This is a genomic window from Streptococcus sp. SCPM-O-B-23252 (M501), from assembly GCF_058200355.1.
Map to the genome: position 1 here is coordinate 119,072 of NZ_JBYQGS010000003.1, position 26,169 is coordinate 145,240.

General features: G+C 43.2%; 22 protein-coding genes. 9 read left to right on the top strand and 13 right to left on the bottom strand.

The window, feature by feature from the left end:
* Positions 1-441: 441 nt before the first annotated feature.
* The 6 genes from AC3E6G_RS07890 (at position 442) to pulA (ending at position 8,015) form a co-directional block, all read left to right on the top strand.
* On the top strand, positions 442-1,698 hold the full coding sequence (locus tag AC3E6G_RS07890) for an extracellular solute-binding protein (RefSeq protein WP_048690288.1): 1,257 nt from the start codon (positions 442-444) through the stop codon (positions 1,696-1,698).
* Positions 1,699-1,779: 81 nt separating this feature from the next.
* On the top strand, positions 1,780-3,075 hold the full coding sequence (locus AC3E6G_RS07895; RefSeq protein ID WP_238656631.1) for a sugar ABC transporter permease: 1,296 nt from the start codon (positions 1,780-1,782) through the stop codon (positions 3,073-3,075).
* Position 3,076: 1 nt separating this feature from the next.
* Positions 3,077-3,919 carry a sugar ABC transporter permease gene (locus AC3E6G_RS07900; protein ID WP_006596980.1) on the top strand — a complete coding sequence of 281 codons (843 nt, stop codon included), beginning with the start codon at positions 3,077-3,079 and terminating at the stop codon, positions 3,917-3,919.
* 228 nt (positions 3,920-4,147) lie between these two features.
* The gene (locus AC3E6G_RS07905) at positions 4,148-4,960 is read left to right on the top strand and encodes a maltodextrose utilization protein MalA (protein ID WP_048690294.1); all 813 of its coding nucleotides are present in this window, start codon (positions 4,148-4,150) and stop codon (positions 4,958-4,960) included.
* Positions 4,961-4,971: 11 nt separating this feature from the next.
* Complete coding sequence (locus AC3E6G_RS07910) at positions 4,972-5,955, top strand: LacI family DNA-binding transcriptional regulator (protein WP_048690295.1); 984 nt, start codon at positions 4,972-4,974, stop codon at positions 5,953-5,955.
* A gap of 8 nt (positions 5,956-5,963) precedes the next feature.
* Positions 5,964-8,015, top strand: coding sequence for a type I pullulanase (pulA, locus tag AC3E6G_RS07915; RefSeq protein ID WP_490700788.1), 2,052 nt, complete (start codon positions 5,964-5,966; stop codon positions 8,013-8,015).
* A gap of 34 nt (positions 8,016-8,049) precedes the next feature.
* On the opposite strand, the gene AC3E6G_RS07920 is transcribed toward pulA, so the two are convergent.
* The 11 genes from AC3E6G_RS07920 to AC3E6G_RS07970 form a co-directional block, all read right to left on the bottom strand.
* The gene (locus tag AC3E6G_RS07920; RefSeq protein ID WP_048690300.1) at positions 8,050-8,991 is read right to left on the bottom strand and encodes a YitT family protein; all 942 of its coding nucleotides are present in this window, start codon (positions 8,989-8,991) and stop codon (positions 8,050-8,052) included.
* 70 nt (positions 8,992-9,061) lie between these two features.
* The gene (aspS, locus tag AC3E6G_RS07925; protein WP_048690302.1) at positions 9,062-10,816 is read right to left on the bottom strand and encodes an aspartate--tRNA ligase; all 1,755 of its coding nucleotides are present in this window, start codon (positions 10,814-10,816) and stop codon (positions 9,062-9,064) included.
* Between the two features lie 100 nt (positions 10,817-10,916).
* Positions 10,917-11,153: a hypothetical protein gene (locus AC3E6G_RS07930; protein WP_171968048.1), complete on the bottom strand. Its 237-nt coding sequence runs from the start codon at positions 11,151-11,153 to the stop codon at positions 10,917-10,919.
* Between the two features lie 144 nt (positions 11,154-11,297).
* The gene (gene dltD, locus AC3E6G_RS07935) at positions 11,298-12,566 is read right to left on the bottom strand and encodes a D-alanyl-lipoteichoic acid biosynthesis protein DltD (protein WP_366961787.1); all 1,269 of its coding nucleotides are present in this window, start codon (positions 12,564-12,566) and stop codon (positions 11,298-11,300) included.
* A complete protein-coding gene (gene dltC / locus AC3E6G_RS07940; RefSeq protein WP_061564509.1) occupies positions 12,559-12,798 on the bottom strand; it encodes a D-alanine--poly(phosphoribitol) ligase subunit DltC in 240 nt (79 codons plus the stop codon). Before dltC ends, dltD begins: the two co-directional genes overlap by 8 nt.
* Before the next feature lie 18 nt (positions 12,799-12,816).
* Positions 12,817-14,067 carry a D-alanyl-lipoteichoic acid biosynthesis protein DltB gene (gene dltB / locus AC3E6G_RS07945; protein WP_287515795.1) on the bottom strand — a complete coding sequence of 417 codons (1,251 nt, stop codon included), beginning with the start codon at positions 14,065-14,067 and terminating at the stop codon, positions 12,817-12,819.
* Positions 14,064-15,614, bottom strand: a complete 1,551-nt coding sequence (gene dltA, locus AC3E6G_RS07950) for a D-alanine--poly(phosphoribitol) ligase subunit DltA (protein ID WP_048690311.1) — start codon at positions 15,612-15,614, stop codon at positions 14,064-14,066. The genes dltB and dltA overlap by 4 nt, the downstream gene beginning before the upstream one ends.
* Before the next feature lie 14 nt (positions 15,615-15,628).
* A complete protein-coding gene (locus AC3E6G_RS07955; RefSeq protein WP_195611997.1) occupies positions 15,629-15,757 on the bottom strand; it encodes a teichoic acid D-Ala incorporation-associated protein DltX in 129 nt (42 codons plus the stop codon).
* Positions 15,758-15,903: 146 nt separating this feature from the next.
* Positions 15,904-17,169 (bottom strand): S41 family peptidase, encoded by a 1,266-nt coding sequence (locus tag AC3E6G_RS07960; RefSeq protein ID WP_490700789.1) that lies wholly within the window; start codon positions 17,167-17,169, stop codon positions 15,904-15,906.
* Between the two features lie 246 nt (positions 17,170-17,415).
* Complete coding sequence (locus AC3E6G_RS07965) at positions 17,416-18,099, bottom strand: DUF4956 domain-containing protein (RefSeq protein WP_195610881.1); 684 nt, start codon at positions 18,097-18,099, stop codon at positions 17,416-17,418.
* Positions 18,092-18,871 carry a polyphosphate polymerase domain-containing protein gene (locus AC3E6G_RS07970; protein WP_195610882.1) on the bottom strand — a complete coding sequence of 260 codons (780 nt, stop codon included), beginning with the start codon at positions 18,869-18,871 and terminating at the stop codon, positions 18,092-18,094. Before AC3E6G_RS07970 ends, AC3E6G_RS07965 begins: the two co-directional genes overlap by 8 nt.
* A gap of 226 nt (positions 18,872-19,097) precedes the next feature.
* Here AC3E6G_RS07970 and AC3E6G_RS07975 point away from each other — a divergent pair, with 226 nt between their 5' ends.
* Together AC3E6G_RS07975 and AC3E6G_RS07980 are read left to right on the top strand one after the other, a co-directional pair.
* The gene (locus AC3E6G_RS07975; protein ID WP_195610887.1) at positions 19,098-20,339 is read left to right on the top strand and encodes a carbohydrate-binding domain-containing protein; all 1,242 of its coding nucleotides are present in this window, start codon (positions 19,098-19,100) and stop codon (positions 20,337-20,339) included.
* A 217-nt stretch (positions 20,340-20,556) separates the two neighbouring features.
* Entirely contained in the window at positions 20,557-21,222 is a 666-nt protein-coding gene (locus AC3E6G_RS07980) for a DUF4947 domain-containing protein (protein ID WP_223356315.1), read from the top strand.
* Positions 21,223-21,287: 65 nt separating this feature from the next.
* On the opposite strand, the gene AC3E6G_RS07985 is transcribed toward AC3E6G_RS07980, so the two are convergent.
* Complete coding sequence (locus AC3E6G_RS07985; RefSeq protein WP_490700790.1) at positions 21,288-24,083, bottom strand: YhgE/Pip family protein; 2,796 nt, start codon at positions 24,081-24,083, stop codon at positions 21,288-21,290.
* Between the two features lie 136 nt (positions 24,084-24,219).
* On the opposite strand from AC3E6G_RS07985, the gene AC3E6G_RS07990 reads away from it, so the two are divergent.
* On the top strand, positions 24,220-24,756 hold the full coding sequence (locus AC3E6G_RS07990; protein WP_006595361.1) for a TetR/AcrR family transcriptional regulator: 537 nt from the start codon (positions 24,220-24,222) through the stop codon (positions 24,754-24,756).
* A 37-nt stretch (positions 24,757-24,793) separates the two neighbouring features.
* Here the strand turns inward: AC3E6G_RS07990 and AC3E6G_RS07995 are convergent, their stop codons facing one another.
* Positions 24,794-26,155, bottom strand: coding sequence for a bacteriocin secretion accessory protein (locus AC3E6G_RS07995; RefSeq protein ID WP_195610884.1), 1,362 nt, complete (start codon positions 26,153-26,155; stop codon positions 24,794-24,796).
* Positions 26,156-26,169 lie beyond the last annotated feature (14 nt).

Below are 26,169 nucleotides of genomic sequence, written 5' to 3' on the forward strand. Positions count from 1 at the left end.
TTCGAAGAAAAATAGACCAACTTTCTACTCTAATCCAGTTCTCATTCCGACTTTTAGAAGGGTTAGGAATAGTGCAATTGTCAGAAATAGAAAAAAATTTAACCTATTTATAAATGACCCTAGATCATCTTTATGCAACGTTTAAGGAAAACGTTTGCGTTACGTGTCCATTATAAAGTATTCTTGTGGTTTATGCAAGAGGTTTCCTAAACTTTTATGATTTTTTCTGCAGGTTCACCCCACGCCTAGTTTATCCTTTTCTTATTTTCTTGTCAACTATTTGTGTGTATTTAATAGAAGGTAAAAAATTTTTAATTTTTTTTTGCACAAAGAACTTGCAAACGTTTTCTTCCTGTGATATACTATTCGTGTTAAGGAAAACGTTTGTCTAAAACGTTTTCAACTAATAATATTATTTTTATTCTTTAGGAGGAATAAATCATGAAACGCACAATTCTTCGAAGCGCTGCTGTACTTGGTACAGTTGGATTCGCATCACTTCTTTTGGTAGCTTGTGGAGGCAAAAAAGACGACTCTGCTGCTTCTGAAAACGAGTTGACAGTCTACGTTGACAATGGTTACAAAGCTTACATGGAAGAAGCTGCGAAAGCTTTTGAAAAAGAAAGTGGAACAAAAGTAACGATCAAGACAGGTGACGCTCTTGGTGGATTGGACAAATTGTCTCTTGACAACCAATCTGGTAAAGCTCCAGACGTTATGATGGCACCATACGACCGCGTAGGTGGTCTTGGTAACGACGGTCAATTGGCTGAAGTGAAATTGAACAAAGACAGCAAGACCGACAAAACAACTGAATCACTTGTAACAAACGGTGGTAAAGTATACGGTGCACCAGCAGTTATCGAAACATTGGTTCTTTACTACAACAAAGACCTCATGCAAGAAGCTCCAAAAACATTTGGTGAACTTGAAGAATTGGCAAAAGACAGCAAGTATGACTTCGCTGGCGAAGCTGGTAAAAACACTGCCTTCCTTGCTGACTGGACAAACTTCTACTATGCATATGGACTTCTTTCAGGTAACGGTGGATATGTCTTCGGTAAAGATGGTACAGATCCAAAAGATGTTGGTTTGAACAACCAAGGTGCGATCGATGGTATCGAATACGCGAAAACTTGGTATGCTAAATGGCCTAAAGGATTGCAAGACACTAAAGGTGCTGCAAACTTCATCCAAACTCAATTCCAAGAAGGTAAGACAGCTGCCATCATCGATGGTCCATGGAAAGCATCTTCATTGAAAGAAGCAAAAGTAAACTACGGTGTAGCAACTATCCCTACTCTTCCAAATGGAAAAGCTTACTCTGCCTTCGGTGGTGGTAAAGCTTGGGTTATCCCTGCAGGTGCTAACCACCCTGAAGCAGCTCAAAAATTTGTAGACTTCTTGACTTCAACTGATCAACAAAAAGCTTTCTACGATAAGACAAACGAAGTGCCAGCTAACACAGAAGCTCGTGAGTACGCTGTTGGTAAAAACGATGAATTGACAACTGCCGTTGTTAAACAGTTTGAAAATGCACAACCAATGCCAAACATCTCTGAAATGAGTACTGTTTGGGATCCAGCTGCAACTATGCTCTTCGACGCTGTAAGTGGTAAGAAATCTTCTAAAGATGCTGCTGACGATGCTGTGAAATTAATCAAAGAAACTATCGAACAAAAATTCGGTGGCAAGTAATACAGTTCCCAAGGGGCTGGGAATCTTTCCCAGCCTTTCGCTGTGATGTGGCCTCTGGTCGCTCACTTATAAGGAGTCGATATGGAAACACAACAAAATCCCAAAAAGGCAATGTGGCTATCCCTCATTCCTGGCTTGGGACAAATCTATAACAAACAGAAAGCAAAAGGATACATCTTCCTTGGTGTAACACTTGTCTTTCTCGCATACTTTTTCGGTATTGGTTTGGAGGAATTGTCTAAACTAATTACCCTCGGTACTGTCCGTGGAAAAGATAATTCTCTTTTTATCTTAATTCGTGGTGCCTTCCACTTAATTATCACCGTCGTTTATTTGATGTTCTACGCCTTGAATATCAAAGATGCGGGTACTGTAGCTAAGCGGATTAATAACGGTATTCGAGTGCCGAAGACCCTAAAAGAGATGGTGAATGCTATCTATGAAAATGGCTTCCCATATCTCTTGATCATCCCTTCTTATATTGCCATGACCTTTGCAATCATCTTCCCTGTTTTGGTTACCTTGATGATTGCCTTTACCAACTACGACTTTAAGCATACAGCTCGTTTTACGCTCCTTGATTGGATCGGACTTCAAAACTTCACCAACATGTGGACTTTGAGTACCTTCCGTTCTGCCTTTACATCTGTATTGGGCTGGACCTTGATCTGGGCCTTGGCAGCTTCTACTCTTCAAATCGTTCTTGGTATCCTAACGGCTATTATTGCCAACCAACCATTCATTAAAGGAAAACGCATCTTCGGTGTTATCTTCCTTCTTCCTTGGGCGGTTCCTGCCTTCATTACGATCTTGACATTCTCAAACATGTTCAACGATAGTATCGGGGCCATCAATGCGCAAGTCCTTCCGCTCTTTGCGAAGATTTTCCCATTCTTGGATGGGGTTCTCATTCCTTGGAAAACTGATCCTACCTGGACGAAGATTGCTTTGATTATGATGCAAGGTTGGCTCGGCTTCCCTTACATTTACGTCTTGACACTCGGAATCTTGCAATCTATTCCAAACGACCTTTACGAAGCAGCCTATATTGATGGGGCCAACGCTTGGCAAAAATTCCGCAACATTACCTTCCCAATGATTTTGGCGGTTGCGGCACCAACTCTCATCAGCCAATACACCTTCAACTTTAACAACTTCTCCATTATCTACCTCTTTAACGATGGTGGACCTGGATCTGTTGGTGGTAATGCTGGTTCGACAGATATCTTGATTTCTTGGATCTATAAATTGACAACGAACTCATCACCTCAATACTCAATAGCTGCTGCGGTTACGTTGATCATCTCTTTGATTGTCATCTCGATCTCGATGATTGCCTTCAAGAAACTGCACGCATTTGATATGGAGGATGTGTAAAATGAAAAATTCAGTTCAATTTAAACGCCGCCTTAATCATTTCTTGACTTACCTCTACTTGGTTGTCCTTTCCATCATCATCATCTATCCATTGTTGATCACGGTTCTTTCAGCCTTCAAAACTGGTAATGTCAGTGCCTTTACGCTTGATTTCAGTGGCAGTCTCAGCTTTGATAACTTCCAAAAACTCTTTACGGACACCTTATATGGTACCTGGTATCTCAACACCTTGATCATCGCCATTATTACCATGGTCGCTCAAACATCCATCATTACCTTGGCAGGATATGCATACAGCCGCTACAACTTCTTGGCTCGTAAGCAAAGTTTGGTCTTCTTCTTGATTATCCAAATGGTGCCTACCATGGCTGCTTTGACTGCCTTCTTCGTTATGGCCTTGATGTTGAATGCCTTGAACCACAGCTGGTTCCTCATCTTCCTCTATGTCGGTGGAGGAATCCCAATGAACGCTTGGTTGATGAAGGGTTACTTCGATACAGTCCCAATTTCACTTGATGAATCTGCAAAATTGGATGGTGCTGGACACTTCCGTCGCTTCTGGCAAATCGTCCTTCCATTGGTTCGCCCAATGATTGCGGTACAAGCTCTTTGGGCCTTCATGGGACCTTTTGGAGACTACATCTTGTCTAAATTCTTGCTTCGCGATGAAATCAATTACACGGTAGCTGTTGGTCTTCAAACCTTTATCAGCGACCAAAAAAATCAAAAGATTGCCTTCTTTGCGGCAGGTGCGATTCTGATTGCAGTTCCAATCTGTGTTCTGTTCTTCTTCCTTCAAAAGAACTTTGTTTCAGGCTTGACAGCTGGTGGGGATAAAGGATAAAATAAACTTTTCTATAACCTTCCAGCCATGATGAAAAGGACAAGATCTCCTCTCGTGCTTTTCTCCCAGTCACATTAATTTTATCTTTAAGGAAAGGATGGGAGTGGGACAAGGGTAGCAAGTTGATTGATTTGCTACCAGTTTCTCTCCCATCTTTGGTTAAGGATAAAATCTTGTTATGCTCTCCATACAAGGGAAATCCATCCCGGAGATTAGAAAGGTCTCTTCATGCCCTATCCATTTAACTATTTTTCCAGCCTTTTTCAGGTAAGAAAAGCATTTGCCAACCGCAAACAACTTAATTGGTTCCAAATGGTCTTTACCTCACTCTTTCTTCTATCCTTGACCCTCATTCCTGTTGCCATTCAAAATGCAGAACTACAGACCTACCCCTTAACCACCTTCGTTAGTGATGTCTTTGATCCCTTAACAGACGATGTTATGAAGGATTTTAAAGAAAACATACAGATCAATCAGCAAGAACTAGTCTATAACAGTCATTTTGGAGTTCATAAAAATGAGGCTGGTCATGTTATCTTAGGCCATCACGAAGGAACTCAATTAGGAGAAAAATTAACTCTTTATTTCGATAAAAATCAATTGATTGTAAGTAAAGAAAAGAAAGAACTGGCTACGATTCCTTACCAAGCCATCAATCAAGAGAGCATCCAGGACAAAAAGGAACTCACTAAGGCCATTTCCAAAGATTGGTTCCAGGCCAATCGATTGGCTGTTAGTCTCTTCCTCGTCCTCTTCTCAGGTTTCTTATCTGCTGTGAATTTTGCTATTTTAGTATTTGGAGCTTCCTTCTTCCTCTTCTTGACACGGAAGTCACGTCTCTTCTCTCTCAAGACCTTCAAAGAATGCTTCAATTTCACACTCAACTGTCTAGGATTGCCTATTCTTGCGAGCGTCCTGATCAGTTTATTGTTCCACCAAGTCTTTACTACAACCATCTTGATCCAAAATATCCTATTTGTCTTGTTCCTCGCGCTTGCCTTCTATAAGACTCATTTCCGGGATCCAGATTACAAACCTTAGGGAGGTCCTTTATGCGTGTCACCATCAAAGATGTAGCCAAACTTGCCGGCGTTGCACCATCTACCGTTACACGAGTGATTCAAAATAAATCTACCATCAGTGAAGCCACTAAAGAACGGGTTCGTTCTGCCATGAAAGAACTAGATTACCATCCAAACCTCAATGCTCGTAGCTTAGTGAGCCAGTCCAGTCAGGTCATTGCCCTTGTCTTGCCTGATGAAAGTGATGTGTTCTTCCAAAACCCCTTCTTCCCTACGGTCCTCCGTGGGATTAGTCAGGTTGCTTCTGATTATGGCTATGCCATTCAGATTTGTACAGGGGCTAATGAAACCCACCGCCTCGATCAACTCAAACAAATGATTTATGGTAAGCGGGTAGATGGACTCATCTTCCTCTATTCCAAATTGAATGATCCTTTGGTTGACTTCTGTATTCAAGATAAATTTCCTTTCTTGATTTTGGGAAAAGCAACTTCTCCTTTTGTATCCTTAGTCGATAACGACAATGTTAAGGCCGCCTTTGATGCGACCGAATATTTCATCAAGAAAGGATACCAACACATCGCCTTTGTTGGAGGAAATAAGGAATTGGCCGTTTCTCAAGACCGCTACAAGGGCTACCAAGAAGCTCTTGCCAGTCACCAGATCCCTCTCCGTGAGGAATTGGTCAAGTTCTCCTTTGGTTTCATGCTAGAAGAAAATTCTTACCAAATCATGGATACCCTGCCTTTTGAAGAACTGGAAGCACTTATGACAACAGATATCCTAGTTGCTGAAGGGGTTCGGAGATACCTGAGCGACAAACAAGTCGATCTTCCAATTATTTCCTTCGACTCTATTCAACCACGAATTCCAATTGACGCCTATATTGATATCAATACGGTCGAATTGGGACGCGAATCTGTCAGAACCTTGCTCCAAATTATTAAGGACAACAAGGAAAACAAAACTGTTTGCTACAGACAGCTCATTGAACACTCGATTATTGAACTTTAGGAGAACCTATGACCACCAACTTTGCAGCTTATTTAGACGACCAAGACTTGATTCGCATGGAAGGAGGAGAGAGCGTAATGGCCTCTCTTCCTTTTACATTGACGTCTGGTTCGAAAACAATTGAACTTCTGCCGACAGAGGAAGAAAAAACTCTTCGAAGCCCCCTTCCCATCGACATGAGTCAAAGCTATACCCTCTCCAACGCTAAGGGAGAAACCTGCCTCCTACACTACCGCGACATCGTCCGCCAACCCATCTTTGATCAGCTATATGCTTATGATGGAGAGGATTTAGGAGCTCGTTACTCCAAAGAAAAAACCTGCTTTGCCTTTTGGGCTCCCATTTCTCAAGAGGTTCAGCTCTTGATCAACCAAACTGCCTACCCGATGGAGCTGACAGAAAAAGGTGTATGGCGTTTAGAACTCGAAGGAGACTGGGAAAAAGCCTCTTATTACTACCAGCACCAAGTCAACGCTGTAACCCATATCGTCCATGATCCTTATGCTCTTTCTTCTGAAGCCAATTCAGGAGCTAGCTATGTCATCGACCGACACAAGATTGAGCGCCCTATCCAGAGAGCCGCAACCCAACTAGATCCGACTCAGGCTATTATTTATGAATTGAGCGTCCGGGACTTCTCCATGCAAAAAGAAGCTGGTTTCCAACATCCTGCTACCTTCCCAGCTCTCTTAGAATCTCCTAAGCATGGAGACCAGACCTTTGGCTTTAACTATTTGAAATCCCTGGGTATTACTCATGTTCAGCTCATGCCCCTCTATGATTTCGGAAGCGTAGATGAAACAAATCCTACTGCTTCCTACAATTGGGGCTATGACCCTGTGCAATACAATGTTCCTGAGGGAAGTTTTAGTAGCCAACCAAATGATCCTTACCAACGGATCCTAGAGTTGCAGCAAGTGATTGATGCCTATCACGAAGCAGATCTCAGCCTCATCATGGATGTGGTTTATAACCATGTTTACCTCTCTGATGAATTTGCTTTTGAGCGGATTGTCCCAGGCTATTTCTATCGCTATGACCAAGACCGCCAACGAACCAACGGAACCTTCTGTGGGAACGATGTAGCTAGCGAGAGAGCCATGGTTCGCAACTACATCAAGCAGTCAGTCAAGCAGTGGGTTCAACTCTACGGCTTTGATGGTTTTCGCTTTGACTTGATGGGCATTCTTGACCGCCAAACCATGATGGAAATTCAAGAAGAATTAGCAGCCATTTACCCCAACATTTACCTTTATGGAGAAGGCTGGAAGATGGATACTGGACTGGATCCTGAACTCCTGGCCCATCAATACAATGCCAGTCAACTTCGTCCGTATGGCTTCTTCAGTGACAACTTCCGTGATACCATTAAACGAAGCATCCTCAACGAAGGACGTATAGACAGCCGCTATCAGGCCAATGATCTTGCCAATATTTTGACTGGTAACGTCGGACTCAAAGGAACCCCCCACTTTGTGCGTCCTCAACAGGCAATTAACTATGTGGAATGCCATGATAACGCAACCTTCTTTGACTACCTCAAGGTTGAAGACCCAAACATTTCAGTAGAGGTACGTCAGACTAAAGCTCGACTTGGCTTGCATCTCGTCCTCTTGGCTCAAGGAGTTCCTTTTCTACATGCTGGCCAAGAAATCTATCGCAGCAAGGGCTTAGAAGAGAATACTTACAATCTTCCAGATGCTCTAAATCAACTAGACTGGCTTTCTTCTACAGCTTATGAAACAGATATTCAGTTCCTGCGCGAATTGATTGCCTATCGTAAAGAGGAAGAGCTCCTTCGCCTTGTGAATGCCCAAGACATTCGAGACTATTGTCAAGTTACTTGGACTTCGGAGAAAACCTTCTCTTACAGCATTGAGAAAGATGGTCGTAAGTTGCTTATCTTGGTCAACCTGGGGGATCAAGAATGGACTTATCGACTCAAACAATCTGCAAGATTAACGATTGCCTACCCTCATGTGTATGGAAGAGAGCAAGGACTTTCTCAAGAAGAATTTACCGTTCCAGGCCATGGTTGGATCTTGGTAGAACAAGCATAAAAAAATTCCTGCAAGAACTTCTTGCAGGAATTTTTTAGTCTTCTACTTCGACAAAGCGTCCAATAATATGAACATTGTCTGAAATTGTTATAAAAGCTTGAGGGTCTGCTTTTTTCATTAAAAATTTAAACTCATTAAACTCTGCTCGGGTAATAACCGTGAGTAAGACGGCTTTTTCCTGATGATTATAGGTCCCTTCGGCATTGTGAATAATGGTTGCCCCACGGTGCAATCGCTTATGGATTTTTTCAATAATCTTATCCGGTTGGCTAGTGACAATCATGGCTTGCATCCGCTTCTGCTTGGTAAAGACAGCATCTGTCACTCGACTGGAAACAAAAATGGTAATCATCGAATAGAGGGCATACTTCCAACCAAAGGTCATCCCTGCTATCAACATGATGGTCCCATTAACGATGAGAGAAATTTTGCCGACGTTCTTGCCCGTTCGCTTTCGAATGGTCAAACTGACAATATCGGTTCCCCCACTGGAGATATTATTCCGAAGGGCAAAACCAATCCCTGTCCCCATAACCACACCCCCAAACAAGGCGTTCATGATAGGGTCATTGGTGAGCGTAACTACTGGAACAAATTGGATAAAAAAGGAACTCATGGACACCGTTATAAAGGTGAAAATGGTAAACTTATGGCCAATTTGATACCAGGCGATGATCATTAAGGGTAGATTGATGGCATAAAATGACAAGGAAACAGGAATGGTAAAGCCCAAAAATCGATCACTAAGAGCAGAAACAATCTGTGCTAACCCTGTCGCGCCACTCGAATAGACACGTCCCGGCTGGAAAAAGAAGTTCACAGCAATCGCAGATAAAAATCCATAGACCAATGAGGCTGAAATCTTTTCATCATATTTTTCGCGGGAAATGCTTTTCAAGACCCGTAATAATTTAAAATTATAAGCAATTCTTCTCACATAATAACGTAAGATTTTACCTAAGCGAGTTTTTTTCATGACTATCTCTTAATTTATAAATAAAGGGAAAATCTCAGAAGCTACTTCTGCGGATTTTCCGCTTTTATTCTTACTCCTCAGTTTTGACTTCTACTTGTAGACTCAACTCTTCCAGTTGTTTGGTAGATACTGCAGAAGGGGCTTGGGTCATTGGATCTGTTGCCTTGTTGTTCTTAGGGAAGGCAATCACTTCACGGATATTCTCCTCACCAGCTAACAACATGACAAAACGGTCCAAACCAAGAGCCAATCCACCATGTGGAGGGAAACCATAATCCATAGCTTCTAGCAAGAAACCAAATTGCTCTGTCGCATCTTCTTTTGAGAAACCGAGAGCCGTAAACATCCGTTCTTGCAATTCTTTTTGGTTGATCCGGAGACTTCCTCCTCCAAGTTCGTAACCATTGAGCACAATGTCATAGGCAATAGCACGTACCTTAGCGAGATCGCCCTCTAATTCATGAGCTGTATCTGCTTGTGGAAGTGTAAAGGGATGGTGGGCACTCATGTAACGGCCTTCTTCTTCAGACCACTCAAACATTGGCCAATCTACCACCCAAAGGAAGTTGAATTGATTGTTGTCGATGAGGTCTAATTCCTTGGCAATTCTGCAACGAAGGGCACCTAGGGTTGCATTGGCTACTTCTAGTGTATCCGCTACAAAGAGGACCAAATCTTTTTCTTCCAACTGTAAAGCACTTGTCAACTCTGTTGTCACGTCTGTCAAGAACTTAGCAACTGGGCCGTTTAAAGCACCATCAGCTACCTTGACCCATGCAAGACCTTTGGCCCCATATTGTTTGGCTACTTCGGTCATCTTATCGATATCTTTACGTGAGTAGTTGTCTGCTGCTCCTTTGACCACAATGGCTTTCACTGCTGGAGCTTCTGAGAAGACCTTGAAGTCTACACCCTTTACAACTTCTGTCAAGTCTGTCAAGAGCATCTCAAAACGAGTATCTGGTTTGTCCGAACCGTAAAGAGCCATCGCATCATCGTACTTCATCCGCGGGAAAGGAAGGGTGACTTCAATTCCCTTGGTTTCTTTCATGACACGCGCGATTAAACCTTCGGTAATGTCTTGAATTTCTTGCTCTGTCAAGAAGGAGGTTTCTAAATCGACCTGTGTAAACTCAGGTTGACGGTCTCCACGTAAATCTTCGTCACGGAAACATTTGACGATTTGATAATAGCGGTCAAAGCCTGCATTCATCAACAATTGTTTCGTGATTTGAGGGCTTTGAGGCAAGGCATAGAAGTGCCCCTTGTTGACACGAGATGGAACGAGATAGTCACGCGCCCCTTCTGGAGTTGACTTAGAAAGGAAAGGTGTTTCCACATCAATAAATTCCAACTCATCCAAGTAATTCCGAATAGAGTGGGTTACTTTAGCACGCAATTTCAAGTTTTCCAACATCTCTGGGCGACGCAAGTCCAAATATCGATAGCGTAGACGGGTATCGTCGTTAGCTTCAATGCCATCCTTGATCTCAAATGGTGTGGTTTTTGCCGTATTAAGGACAGTCAATGAAGAAACATGCATTTCAACCTGACCTGTTGCAATTTTATCATTCGCTTGCTGTCTAGCAGCAACTTGACCTGTCACTTCGATCACATACTCGCTACGAAGGCTCTCGGCCGTTGCCATTACTTCCGAACTGACCGTCTCTGGATTGATGACCAATTGCATAATCCCTTCACGATCTCGTAAATCAATAAAGATCAAGCCACCCAAATCACGGCGTCGACTCACCCATCCTTTGAGGGTTAGTTCTTGTCCAATGTGTTCCTCGCGAACACGTCCAGCATACATGGAACGTTTCATTGTATTTTTACTCTCCAAACTAATATTCTTCCTTCTATTTTACCATAAAGCCTGTCAGATAAGTGCTTTTCCAGAGATTTTTCCAGAAAAAACAGTTCTTTTATTCAGCTTCTTTCCCGGTAGGAACTTTCTCTTGTTTGGCCTCTTCATCGTATAAGGTTGGGGCCAAGATTTTCATCAGACTAGCTGTTCCAAAACGCATGATAGCTGCCAAGACTCCAAATATTGGAGCCAAGCCACGGAAAAAGAAGTCTCCTCTGATTAATTGAGTGATGAGGCCCGTAATGAGAAAGATCACGATTCCTTGAAGAATCGCATAAACAGCTATTTTCTTCATTGTTTTCATGGTTTACCAATTCCTCTCTTTCTAGTAGATAGACTTATCCACAAGTCTGTGGATAAGTCTGTGAATATGGGGATAAGTTTCTTCAAAACCATAGGAAAAAAGGTTGAGACTGGGTATTCTCAACCTCTTCGCATCTTACTTAAATTGGTCCGGCTGGCCTTTATAGTTAGCCCAGTCCTGACTTAAGAAACGATTGTTAATCTTGTATTCAGGGGCAGGTTGAGGGTTAGAGATAAAAGGATCAACTGCCTTGTCAAATGCCAACCATCCATTCCAGCCCATATGAATGGTATCCTGCATAAAGTAAGGTTTATCACCATCTTTAGAAAAATCAGCAATATGGGTAAAGCCTTGACTTTCTAGTTGGTAACGGATTTTTTCAACTGTCCGTTGATACATTTCTTTACTCAAGCCTGTATAAGCCATCCATTTAGAGTTCACTGGAGGGATGACAAAGATGACATTGGTTTTAGATTGAGCAAACTGATCCAAGACCAGTTGTAAATCATTGTATTCTGGGGATTGTTCATAGGATTCATTCTTTTGGAATCCTTTGAGTTTCTTGAGCTTACTCGCAAGGCGATGGGTATAGAAGCTATTACTAATGCCTAGTTTATTATTATTGGTTTTCTTTTTGGCTTCCGCCGTCGCCACCTCTTCCAAGACTTCGTAAGAAAATGTATCTGGCAAATCATTCAAGCGAGAGAGAACTTTCTTCTCATAGTTGCTATTGTTCATTGCCGTAAAGGTGCTAAAGAAGGCATCCTCCCGACGAACAAAGCGCATGAGGGTCTGATTGAGACCTTTTTCAAAACTAGATAGATTTTGACCTTTGGCTAGCTTCTGAACTCCTCCCTGCATAGCAACATTAGGGTACTGCTGCAAGAGACGAGATGCCGCATACTGGCTTGCTGGTCCAGCTTCCTGATTGGCCAAAAAGCTCGTTAATTGATCACTATTAAAGTATTGCTGGAAGGCCGATGAATCATAACCGTCCTTCGTAAACCACTGGGGCGATACCACATAGACAGCCGTTTTCCCTTCTAGTTGAGGAAGAATTTGCTGCATCCCAAAATATTGGTTCAAGGATGCTGCCCCTCGTTGTCCTAGAAAATACGGACGATAAGAGCGATCATACTTCTCTGCTAGTACTGCTGGGTGGACGATGTCAAATCGCAACCATTCGCTGGAACCAAAGAAGGGTACAAAACGATAGTTGGGATCCCCGAGCGCTTCTTCCTTACGGGCACGACTTTTAAAGCCTTCTGCCGTCAAGCTCACTGCGGCCTTTTTCTCCTCTGTCAGATTATGTTTGTGGTTAATCGGATAGAAAAAGAGAAGAGTAGCGACAAGAGCCATGGCGCAAAAGACTGGACCCAGAATCAGCCACAATCGTTTAAGCATTCTGAAGCTCCGTTACACCTTCTACGATTTTGTTGGCAGTATTCCAGTCATCACGACCAAATTCAGATACTGGAACCCGAATATCGAAGCGGTTTTCCAATTCAACAATCAACTCAACGGTTCCCATGCTATCAAGAACACCAGCATCAAATAGATCCTCATCCATCATGTCTGAGACATCTTCCATAAACAATTCGTCAATAATTTCAATTACTTGTGATTTTACATCCATTTTTCATTTTTCCTTTTCTTATTTCATTTTTGGAAACCATTGCTGATCCAAGAAACCTGAGAAGATCAGGAAGGACAGCATAACGGTGTTGAAGGTAATAAAGATTCCAAGAGCCTGAGTCCAGCGATTATCTGGCAGGGGCTCAAGTCCTTTTGCTTTGCGCTCTTTATTCAGTGTCTTCTTCTTCCGAAGCCAGGCATCATTGATCACGAGACCTAGACCGTGGAAAAGACCATAAGCAACATAATACCAGGTCACTCCATGCCAGAAGCCCATGACCAACATGTTGATGATATAGGCAACGTTTGACGTTGTAATCCGACTCTGAAAGACCTTGTTGCGCATCAAGACCATGACCAGACGCATAAAGACAAAGTCACGGAACCAGAAAGACAAGCTCATGTGCCAACGATTCCAAAATTCCTTTAAATCACGCGATTTGAAGGGGAGGTTAAAGTTGATTGGGCTCTTAATCCCCATCAAGTTGGATGCCGCAAGGGCAAACATGGAATAGCCTGCAAAGTCAAAGAAGAGGTCCAAACCAAAGACATACATCACCCCTAAAGTTCCTAGGTTAAAGACGCCCCCTTGAAGAAGGGCATAAGTCTTGACATGACCTAGCAAGAGATGACCAAAGATATGAGCTAGAATGAACTTATAGAGGAAACCAAGCATGATATACTTGACGCTCTGCTCCAGCATATCGAGGAGCTCATCCCTATCTGGAATCGTTAGGTAATCTTCATTGAAGCGTTTGAAGCGGTCGATTGGCCCACTTGAAAAAGTCGGCATAAAGAGCAAGAAACGCAAGAATTCCCAGAGACTAAATTCTTTGAGGGTCCCATCTCGCATCTCGATAATCATCCCTACCGCTCGGAAGGTCAGATAGGAGATCCCAAGGAAGCCCATCCAAGACTGGGTCCCATCAATGGCTGGTTGCACCTTCACAAAAACCAAGGGCAAAACGACCAAGAAAGAGTGAAGGTAAAAGATCCACTTGTTATCACGCTGGCTTCGATAGAATTTATAGGAGTAGACCCAAAGGATTTGCCAAAAGAGGTAGAACAGAACCGCATAGATTTGTTTCAAATCCGTCCCTGTCAGCATCAAAACAATAAAGGCTAGACTGACCAAGGCTTCATAGACTGGGAAACGCTTCTTAAAGAAGAGACCAACAAAGATAGGCAATAAGGCCCCAATCAGATAAATAAAGTAGACCGGGGTGCCATAGGGTTCTAAATGAGGGAGCTGTTTCAAGAACTCGATCATCGGTTGTTAACCTCGCTAATCAACCCTTTGATGTCGATTTTCCCGTTTGGAGTTAGCGGCAAGCTGTCACGGTAGAGGAATTTTGAAGGCATCATATAAGACATCATGATGTGCTCCAAATCTTCCTTGATCGCTTTGGTAATATCAATCTCGCGCTCAAATTGTTCCTTGACCCCATCTTTTAAGATGACATAGGCCAAGAGATTTTGAACCTTGTGATCTTTGTTGTAGCGCGGTACTGCGACAGCCGAGTCGATGTACTGAGACTTATTCAAGTTTTGAGAAACATCCTCTAATTCGATACGGTAACCATTAAACTTGATCTGGAAGTCCATCCGTCCACCATAGAGAAGGAGGCCTTCATCTGTCATGGTTCCGACATCTCCCGTATGGTAGGCTGGAAGACCTTCAAATTCGAAGAAGGCTTCTGCTGTTTTCTCTGGATTATTCATATAACCTTTTGAAACAGCTGGTCCAGACACGATGATTTCCCCTTGCTCTCCATTTGGCAATTTGTTCCCTTCCTCATCAATGATGAAGGTTGGAGAATCTTCTTTGGTATAGCCGATTGGCAAGCGTTTAAGAGTCGCTAACATCTCATCTGTGATAGCCACTGCCGACAAAGCAACAGTTGCTTCCGTTGGACCATAAGCATTGATGATGCGTGCATTTGGGAAACGCTCGCGCAATTTCTGAGCCGTTTTCACGGTCAACTCTTCCCCATCAAAGTAGAAATGGGTAATGCCTGGCATCTTTTCAGCATTGAAATCTTCAGACAGCATGGCCATATCTGCAAAAGATGGCGTCGAAGTCCAGATTGCAATCGGAAGAGAAAAAATGGTCGCAAAGAGTTGTTTGAAGTCTTGCGTGATGGCTGATGGAAGAGCAAAAAGGGTTCCACCAAGAGCCAAGGTTGGTGCCCAATACATGACAGACAAGTCAAAAGAATAGGGCGGTTGCGCCAACATTTGCGGACGCTCTGGCGTCGCAAATTCCTTGTCTGTGATCATCCAGTTAGTAAAGCTGAGCAAGTTATCATGCGAAATTTGCACCCCTTTTGGTTTTCCAGTTGTTCCAGAGGTAAAGATGATGTAGTAGTTATCATCCCCCTTGACCGGATGTTGCAAATCATAAGCATTCTGAGCCGCATAAGCTTCACGCACTTGCTCCAAGGACATGATCGGAGCAGCTGGGTTTTCGATTGGAAACTCATTGATGGCAATGATCAGGCTTGGCTCAGCCACTTCAAGAATGGCAGACACGCGCTCCAAGGCAGAATGGCTATCAATTGGGATATAAGCATGGCCAGATTTGGTCAAGGCCACAAAGGTTGCCAACATTTCATATTCTTGACCACCAAAGACCACAACAGGTGACTTTTCAGGAAGTCCCATTTGGTCAATGTGGGCTGCTAAGCTATCTGAGTCTGCCTTCAATTGGCCATAGGTATGCTCTTCTCCAAGGACATTGTAGACAGGATAGTCTGGTTGCAGTTGGGCGAAGCGCTCAATCGCCTCGATCATATCAGTAATTGGTTGGTTTGACACGGTAGGGATCTCCTTTAGAATTCATTGTAAATAAAGCCACCTTGACCTTGACCAAGGTAACTAAAGAAATAGAGTAGGGCTAAGAAAATAACGAAATACAAGATTGTTTGCCCTATAAATTTATAAAGTGTTTTATGTTTCATCTTTTTCACTCTTCATTTTGATTTTCACTGACTATTTTACCATTTTTTGTTCAGTCATAGCAATCCAAACACAAGGAAAAAATACTAGAAAACGTTACCATAAGAGACGATTGCTATCCTGATTTAAGCCAACCGCTATCTAAGCATTATCTTGCCGTTTCGCAACTCTGACGAATTAGCTCCAAACACTTGTCTAGACCTACATCTCTCTCAAAATGGTCGGGACTCCATGGAACCTCTATATCCGGCTCCACACCTTGATCCGTCATTCCTTTCCCTTGATCTACGCATAGACAACGAGAAGTAGGAAACATCAATTGATAATCGCCATAATCAACGGTACAACAATTGGAATAGTCTAAAATTCCGAGAGTTGGTCTACCTACCACCGTTACCTTCTTAAACTGCTTCATCATCTGAACAAAGTTATCCCCAGATGAACCGCAATAGATATCTGATAAGACAAAGATCCGTTCAGGATAGTGGCCACCTTTAACCTCTGGGAAGAATTCCTCGCTTTCTTGCTGATACGGTACAAATCCCTTTCCCCGATGGCGGAGCAAATCTTCTTTCATATCTCCAAGCAGTTTAATGGTTTCAGGACTAATTTCTTCCTGCTGCATCCAGTCCTCAAAGTCTTTCAAGCGCAGATCAACATTACGTTCCGTATAGAGAATTTCCATGCCATCATCGTCCCAGTCAAGCGAATCATAGCCCTGATCCTTCTCTAAGCCTAGATGTAATAGAGGGAAATATAAAGAATCTGTCCCTCCGCCGTTCTGTCGGACATCAATGAGAAGAAACTTGACCTCCGTCATCATGGGTAAACACTCTTGATATACCCGACTAATAGCTCCTTCATCCATAAAATTATCCAGACGAAGATAAAGAATCTCGTCGTCTAATCGTTTCCAAAAAATCTGATCTTGGATTGGTTCTCGACTGGGTACTACTTCAATGGTCTTTTCTACCCCTTCTCGAAGCAGGGTGACCCTTGTGGACTGAGAGACCAAATCCGCCCATTCTCGGTAGTGTCTTTCAGGGGTCTTACTGATAAAATAGTCCTTATGGAGAGACGCTACCCGCTCCAAGTCACTTCCATCCAGACCTAGGATCTGATCCCCTGCTTGGAGTCCCGTGTCTTCATTCGCCTTTTCAACATAAAGTTGATGGTCCATTACGCGTAAGAGAAAGCCTTTCTGCCTAGCTTTTTTATTCTGAAAGGAGATATGGCCAATAATTCCAAAACTAGCTAGGTAGGATCTGACTTGATAGAGAAAGGCATCATCCGTCATATCATCTGTCATTTTTTCTCGAAAAGGCTCTGGATCGCATCCTTTTCGGTCTTTGATGGTAGATGAATCGTGAGTCATAATGGAGACGACATCTTCAAAAATAGCTCTTTTTCTCATACAGGACTCCTTAAATTTTTTAGAAATAGTATACCACTTTTCCTTAAAAAGTTCTTAAAAGCCTAAAAAGAGGCTGGGACAAAAGTCCTAGCCTCTCAATTGTCTTTGCATTGTCGAGCAAGACGCAGTGGTTGAGTGGGCTCTACTACGCTGATTTTATCAGCTTTTATAGCCCTACTCAACTGTGCGGAGGTGGGACGACGAAATCGAATTCTAACGAATTACCGATATCTGTCCCACTCTCTTCTATAAGTTCTTTCTTTTCTTAGCCTTCTTAGTCAAGGATAAATCGCAATGATAAATTTCTTCTGTTAGGAGGGTCGTCATTGCAAAATCGTCAACTTCTGGTCTCAGATCCACTTCATAATCCAAGGTAAGCTGTTCCCCATTTTGGCTTGTATTAACCGAAATCAAGTCGACTTCTGTACAATTGCGTTCCAATAAATGGCTAATCCTATCCGCAATCCTAGCCTGATTTTCTAGCTCAATCGTCAGGTGACGGCGCCGTTGGTGGTCGGTCTTACTTTGCTTGGTTTCGAGCAAGAGCCAGATAGCTAACAGAAAGGCCGTGAACAAAACTGCCAATAAGAGGTAGCCCGACCCCGCTGCTAAACCAATAATCATGGCTAGGAAAATCGCGATCAATTCTCTCGAGCCGCTGGTAGCGGAACGAAATCGAATCAAGCTAAAGGTCCCTGCTACTGCGATCGAGGTCCCCAGACTCCCATTCACCAGGAAAATCACCAGGGTCATCATGCAGGGAAGCAAGGTGAGACTGACGATAAATTCACGCGTATAGAGAGTACGGTATTTATAGGTCCAAGACAAGGCCATCCCGAGCACCAGGCTGACCAGCAAGGCTAGCATCAGGCGCACCGGATCTACGGTTGTCGTAGCGTTATTAAAAATAGAATCAAATAGATTAGACATAGGCAGCACCTGTCCTTTCTTGAATTGGCGTTGGTGCGTAGTCTAAGCCTTGTGACTTATGGTAGGCACAACTGTATTTCGAAAATTTCTGTTTGACCAGTCCGTACTTATCCAGAATGTCCTTCAGCCACTGAGGTTCTTCACCTGGGGCCTTGATTTCCATAATGATGGTATTTTCTTCTAACAAAGACTCTCCAGCTTTCCCACGGAGGAGATTGACCTGCTGATCACGATAGACCAAGTTTTGATCCAGGGTGACCCGAATCTTATTGTAAGGATAGCCTTGGATACTCTTCTTTTCTTTTAAGGACAAACGATCATAATGGATGTACATCTGAGGCTGTAGTCGGTAATCATAGCGCTGGCGCAGAGCTTGGATTTCTTGCACCAAGTCCAGATCCTGAATGGTCTGATCCACTAGTCCATCCGTCATGAGGCGGGTAATAGAGGTGGGGTTTGAGACCAGGCGGAACTTGTGACCAATACCTTCTCCATCCTTTGATTTTACTTCTAGAAAAGCCGGACTCTCCACTGTTGGATACTCCACATAGGTCCGCATACGGATCTTTTCTCGACGGTTCTGTTTAGCAAGGGCATCTTGGATCACATCAAAGTCTTCGGTATCAAAATAGACATTCGAAATCGTGGAGATGGGATAATCGTCTTCAACAACATATTTCTTCAAATCTTTCAATAAATCATCCAAGTCTTCTTTATTCACCACATATTTGGTTTCAATCCGCTTGAAGCTTGTCTCTACCGTTTTTTTCATGTTTTTCTCCTTTTGTTCTATAAAAAGTTGTTATTTTCTTTATCGTTTTTGTTGCAAAGCCACGAGTAGCTTTACTTGTTCCTTAGTTTAGTGGCCTTTTCTTAAGCTTTCATTAAGCCAAACTTAAAGAAAACTAAAGTTAAGGTTCCTTTCAGAAAAACTTCAGGAAACTTTCAGCTAGCAACTTTAGACTAGGAGCATATCAATGGAACGAGAGGAAAAGCTCATGAAATCAAACAAATGGAAATTCTTATTAACGGGGGTCGCTACCCTCACCTTACTGACAGCTTGTTCCCAAGCGTCATCTCAATCAGCTACAACAAGCAATACGCCCCAAACAACTGCTACTACTAATAAAACAACCAATACCAACTATTTTACAGATAAGGACAAGGACACCTCTTATGATGAAAGTACCGCCTCTACTGTCAAACTGTCTGGATCTTCTGCAACTGTATCGGGTGACGGCGTAGCTGTTTCTGGATCCACTGTGACCATCTCTAAGGCTGGAACCTATGTCATCTCTGGTGAATCTAATGGGGTTCAAATCAAGGTCGAAGCAGGTGATTCAGATGATGTTCATATCGTCTTAAAAGGAGTTACCATGACCAACACCAACGCGCCAATCTCTGCTACGAAAGCAGGACATGTCTACTTGACTCTAGCAGATGGCACGACCAATACCCTATCTGATTCCAGTTCAAACAATGATGAAGACGCCGATGCGGTCATCTTCTCTAAAGGAGATCTCACTATCAATGGTTCAGGTACGCTCAACATTGATGCCAAGAAGAACAACGGGATCAAGGCCAATGACACTCTCCACATCACAGGCGGAACCTATAAGATCACGGCTGTAGGAGATGCCTTCAACGTCAATGACGAACTCAATATCACCGGTACGACCATGACCATCGATGCAGATGAAGATGCAGTCAAGGTAGACAATGATGAAGATACTTCTGTTGGAACCATGTATCTGTCTGACAATACCATGACCATTTCAGCTGGGGACGATGGCATCCATGCTTCTGGTGATCTGGTCATCGATAGCGGTACCTACAAGGTAACCGAGTCTGTCGAAGGCCTTGAAGGAAAATCGATCACCATTAACGGTGGAGAAATCACCATCTACGCAAGCGATGACGGTGTCAATGCGGCCAATGCCAATGCCAACCAAGATGAAATTTTCTTCACCATGAATGGTGGAACCCTCAACGTTGAAGTTGGGCAAGGCGATACCGATCCAATCGACTCTAACGGCAATGTCACTGTGACTGGAGGAACCATCAATTTGACAGGGCAATCCGGCTTTGACTTTGATGGAACAGCTACCTACACAGGCGGAGACATCTATATCAACGGTGAAAAACAAACGGAAATTGTCAACTCCATGCCTGGAGGCTGTGGGGCTCCCGGAGGTGGCGGACCTCAAGGCGGTGGACCTGGCGAGCCTGGTGGACGCTAAGTCCTTCTTCCAAGGCCACTAACTGAAGCACACAAGAGTTATTAAAAGATGACTCCCTCGCTTCAAATGAGATCACAAGGAGCTGACCCTTACAGGAGAGAAAGCTTGTATGAATACCTACTTCGTACAAGCTCTCTCCTGTTTTTTCGTGCTTTCCAAGCTTTTATAGTGTACAATAGAAGAAATAGCGCTCTATGATTAGAAAGGGATTTATATGATGTCTAAAAAAATTACTCTCCTTGCAACGCTCTTTTTGAGTCTTTTCTTCTTGACAGCCTGTATGTCTGATTTTCAATCATATTTCAAACCGGAAGAAACGAGCTCTCGTGCCTCTTCTAAAAAACAAGAGAAAAGTGAAAAAGAAGCCTCATCGTCAAAAAAATCATCTAAAGCTAGCTCTTCCAAAAAAGAGAAGAAAGAGTCTGAGACAGAAACCAGCTCTAGCAAAAAAATGGAGGAGCTCCCTGCCAATGCTAGCGAAGCTCCAACAGACAAGATCTATGCAACAGGCGATTCTGTCGTTTACTATAGAAAAGATGGCGATACATTAGAAGCCGCAACACCGGATTACGAAGGCTATACTAAAAAATTTGTTCAAAAAATTCTTGGGGAACCTGAAAATGTCCTTAACGACCCAAAGTATCTGGTCGAAACCTTCTCAGAAAAGGAACGGGAAAACCTCGTGAAACTCTATCAAGAGGGACACTTAACAGATGAACAGCTTCGTGCTTTTTGGGCTGGTGCGATCGATATCGCTCAAGCCACTAGGTTCGGTCAAACGTACACGGTTTATATCTACAAACAGGGCCAAGTACAGCTGGTCTTCAAAGAAGATAACCTTATCTACATCACTCCAAATCCAGAAGTGCTTTATTTTAACTAAGAAAAAGCCCTCTTCTCTATTGAGAAGGGGGCTTTGTTTCACATGAAACTATGGATAGAGGAAGCTTAGTCTTCTTCCATTTTTTGAGGTTGATAGGCTATCATTCCTAGGCCAATACACAAGCCCAAAACTAGGGTAAGGAAGCTGACTTGCCCACCTATCTGACCAGATAAGGAAATGGTTTCCCTTAATCCCGATACGGTATAACTCATTGGCAACAGTGGATGAATAGTTTGGAAGAAACGATTGGTGAGGGCAAGCGGATAAGTCCCTGCACTAGAAGCCAGTTGAAGGAGCAAGAGAATCAAAGAGATAAATGCTCCGACCTTGTTGTTCCATGTCGTTAAGGCGGTTACCACGGACATGAAGGTCACACTTCCTAACACACAGAGGAAGAGAGTCAAGCTTTCATGGTTTGCCGCCATTCCGAGTAGGTGGACAGCTCCGTAGACCAGGACACCAGCCAAGACCGCAATCATCCCGTTCACTTCCAATCTCGATTTAAGCCAAGCCCAACGACTTTCTGGATGACGCCCAGATGGCAATTTGGCAAAAATCATATTGGTAGAGAGAGCCGCGACGAAAAGGGCAACAGATATCATATAAGGCGCCATTCCTACTCCGTTCACTGAAACATTGTCATGGTCTGTCTTCGAAAGAGTGATTGGATCTGACAATACGCTTGCATTTTCTTTTTCAGTGCTAGCGCTATTTAGTTGGTCCTTAGCTGAACTCAAGCCTTGACTAAGATTCTGACTACCTGTTTGGAGATCAGCCAAGCCTCCGACAAGAACCTGACCTCCTGTCGCTAATTGACCAGAGCCATCAGCTATTTTTGTTGCACCATCCGCCAATTGATGAGAACCTGATAGTAACTGACCTGATTTATCCGATAACTGATCAACTCCTGATACCAGTTGATCAACACCGCTAGCCAAAACCGGTGTTTGACCATTTAGTTGACCGATCCCACTAGCTAGCAATCCAGCGCCTGTTGTTAATTCACTAGACTTACTAGTCAATTGGTTGGCTCCTGAAGCTAATTGATTCATTCCAGCAGTCAGAGTTGGCATTTTCCCATTTAGGTCTCCCAATCCTGCTGCTAGTTGATTACTTCCCATTACCAAGTCACCAGATTTCTGCTCCAGCTGACTTGTCCCCGCACTCAATTGAGTAGCTCCTGCAATCAAGCTACTGCTATTATCCGTAAGCTGACTAGCTCCACCGGCTAACTGATCCACCCCTGTCGTATAGAGTTGAATGCCCTGGCTAAGGGTTTGGCTTGCTGGTAGAAGTTGCTCTGTTACTGCGGTCTGTAGGGAGCTCAAGCTAGTTAAAAGAGTATTCAAGGTAGACGAAGCTGTTGGCAAGATCTGGTTGGCACTTTCTTTTACTGTGGCCAAGGAACTCTCGGTTGTTAAGCTTTCTTGCAAGCCTTGAACAGTGGTTAAAATCGCTTGAGCAGCAGTCTCTGTGGTACTTGAAGTAGCAGAGACAGCAGCCGTCATTTCTGCCTGTTGCTCAGCTGTCATCGATTGATAGGCAGCAGTAGCTTGAAGATTTGCTAGCACCGAATTGCGGTCAGCCTGTGCTGCTGCTGAAATCCCTTGAGCAGAGGTGGCGATGCTTGCCAAAGCTGTGCTGAGTTGACTGGTATCCCCGCTCGTGTTCTGAATAGCTTCATTTAATTGGGTGAGGCCTGCTGTTAATTGGGTAAGTTGCTCTTGTTGATTTGGTTGCGGAGTGAGTTGGGTGGATAAGGTTTGAATGCCTGTCTCTAACTGAGACACTCCATTTCTTAATGCTTCCGATTGGCCGCTTAATTGACTAGCTCCACCACTGAGAGTAGCAAGCCCTGAGATATAGCTGGTGAGGCCAGCCGTCAAGTTACTAGCACCAACATTCAACTGACTAACTCCCTTTGTGTAGGTATCCAGTCCCGTTGAGAGAGTCGTCATCCCTGTATGCAATTGGCCAATCCCAGAGGCTAACTGTGGCGTTTGACTAGCCATTTGGTTTAAACCATCTCCCAGCTGTCCAACACCAGATGTATAGGTCGTCAGTCCACTACTAAAGGTAGTAAAACCATCATGAAGTTGTCCAACTCCCGATACGAGGGTGGGAACTTTCTCCTGCATTTGATGAAGACCCGTTCCTAATTGGCCAACTCCATTGGTGTAGGCCAAGAGACCAGTGCTAAGAGTCTGTGCCCCATTTGAAAAAGACAGACTCGAATTGGACAAGGTGGTCAAATGGTCTGTCAGGGTCTGTCCACCCTCTTTTAGCTGACCAGCACCGGTCGCTAATTTCTGGCTTCCTTCCGCTGCTGTTCCCATCCCTGTCTTCAAGCTTCCCATCTTTTCGAAAAGAGCGCTGGTATAGGTTTGAGTGACATTGCTAGCAACGGTTTGCTGGATTTTTATCATGGCTGAATCACTCATCTTACCAGCAATAAAGCTATGCCCACTAGATGTTTGGTAGGCAATGGTCATCTGTTCCGGATGATTGGTTAAGATAGAAGCAGCTTTAGCAGATAGATCCTTAGGCAAGGTCACCACCATATAGTAATCACCCTTTTCCAACCCCTCTTTAGCTGCTCTTTCATCGACAATATGAAAGTCCAGGGCGTCACTTTTCTTAAAATTGGACACCATGTCTTTTCCGATTGTCAATTCTTCTTCCTGATAACGAGCTGGCTGGTCTTGATTGACAACTGCTACTGGCAGGTCGGAAACCTTGCCATAAGGATCCCACATAGAGGATAGAAAGATCACATTGTAGAGAGCTGGTATCAAGGCAACCCCGATCATCACAACGATGAAGGTCGGTTTCCTAAAAATCGCTTTCCATTCCTTAAACATTTTTTTATCTCCTTTTTATACACATTGTCTAATTTTTTGATATAATTGATTATACAGTTCTTTTTAAAAACCGCAAGTTAAAAAAATCATTTTTGGACACTGTGTATAATTTTGTATATAAAAGAGGGGGACTAGAATGGTTACCGAAAGCAACAAGCGAATAAAAACAAAACGGATCATCCAGGAAGCCATGGTTGACCTGCTTCATAGGGAGTCCTTTGATGAGATTTCAACTGTTCAGTTGGCAAAAGAGGCTGGTATCAGCCGGAGTAGCTTCTATACCCACTACCGTGATAAGTACGATATGATCGAGCGCTACCAACAGGAATTTTTCCACAAAGTCGAATACATCTTCGACAAACAACAAGATGATAAACACCAAGCTGTTACCGAAGTTTTCGAATTTCTCACCAAGGAGCCCCTCTTTGCTGTCCTTCTAACCGAGAATGGGACAAAAGAAATTCAATCCTTCTTGCGGCACAAGCTACAAGTTCTACTAGTCGATAGCTTGCAAGAACGTTATGGCCATCGATCTTTGACCGAAATCGAAAGAGACTATAGTTCCGTCTACCTCACCAATGCCTTCTTTGGAGTCTGTCAAATGTGGGTGGCCCGTGGGCAAAAAGAAAGCCCCCAACAAATGGCGGACTTCCTATTAAAAATGCTGGAGTAGAAAAGAGACCTCGGTCTCTTTTTTATGTTATGTTTCTTTAGTTCCCTGATCCTAAAAATTGATCCACAAAGAAACTAAAGTAAGATTTTTCTCCTGTGATCAGGACACACTTCCCTTCCAATCCGTACCGTAGAAGTTTGGCTTCCTGATCCTTGAGACGAAGAACTCCCTCGATTTTGAAAAAATTCCCCTGTTCAGTCCGAGTGGCACTCGAAGCAATGGAGCTAATACGGGCCTCTAGCGTAATTGGTTTTTGTTTACTTCCCTGTGTGCTAAAGCGAATCCGATCTCCCACATGAATCGTAGCTATATCTTTTGAAGGAATATAGGTAACAATCTTGACTTCTTTTTCTTTCTGAATGAGTGGATAAACTTGTGCCAAAGGAGTGCCTTCCGTTACAATACTCGCTCCTTTTGTTTCATCATTCAAATGAATTACCCCTTCATCCTTGGCTAGAATCTGAGTCTTCTGAAGAAGAGTTTCTTGTGTTTTTAACTTACTGTCTAAATCTGCGATTTGCTGAGAAAGAAGCAACAGATCTTGTCCAACCTTACTTAGCTGTTGAGCTTTCAGCGAGGCTATTTGACTATCTAAACTGGTCGAAAAAGCTTGTTGACTTCCGGATCCCGCATATTGAATTCGATAATTAGAAATACTCGCTTCTAGCTGCTGGATTTGACTATCCAGTTGACTGATAAAAGAAGCTTGTGCTTGAGCGTTTTCTTCTCCATGTGGTTGCTGAGCGTAACTCTGGTAGAGGGAGTAAAGTGGATGAGTCGCATCCAGACTTCTTCCCTCTAGGAGAGCTGATTTTAGACTACGGTAATCAGTTAATCGCTTCTCCTGGTCTTGGATAGCTTGGCCAATTTCTGCTTGACTGGAACTTGCACTAGCATTTTGAGAAGCAATAGTCGCATTTTGTTGATGGGCTTGCGCTTGGAGAATCGCTATCTGTTGCTGGTAATCCTTAAACAGCTGATCATACCCAAAATGCTCATTTCCTGTAAACTGACTCTCTCCGGTCTCAATACTAGTTTTCAACAATTTTAATTGTTCCTCCTGTTTCTTTAAGAGGTCTAGCTGTTGCGTCAAGCTCATTCCTTGTTGTTTTTCCTGATCCTCCTGGTATTCTACCAAGATTTCACCCTTCTTAATCTCTTTATTTTCCTTCAAATGGTTGACTTGAATGGGAGAATTACTCGTTGACTGGATTTGGTCCACCACGCGCGTAGCTTCAATCGTCCCACGACTAGACAAGGTCACTTCCTTCTTGGCAAAGACAGAGAAGCCTACAACAAACAGTAGTAAAAGAAAACAAGGGACTACCCACAAACTAGCAAAATTATGGAAACGTTTCTGATAGAATTCTGCACTTTCAAAATATTTTTCGTTCATCATACTCTCTTTTTTTC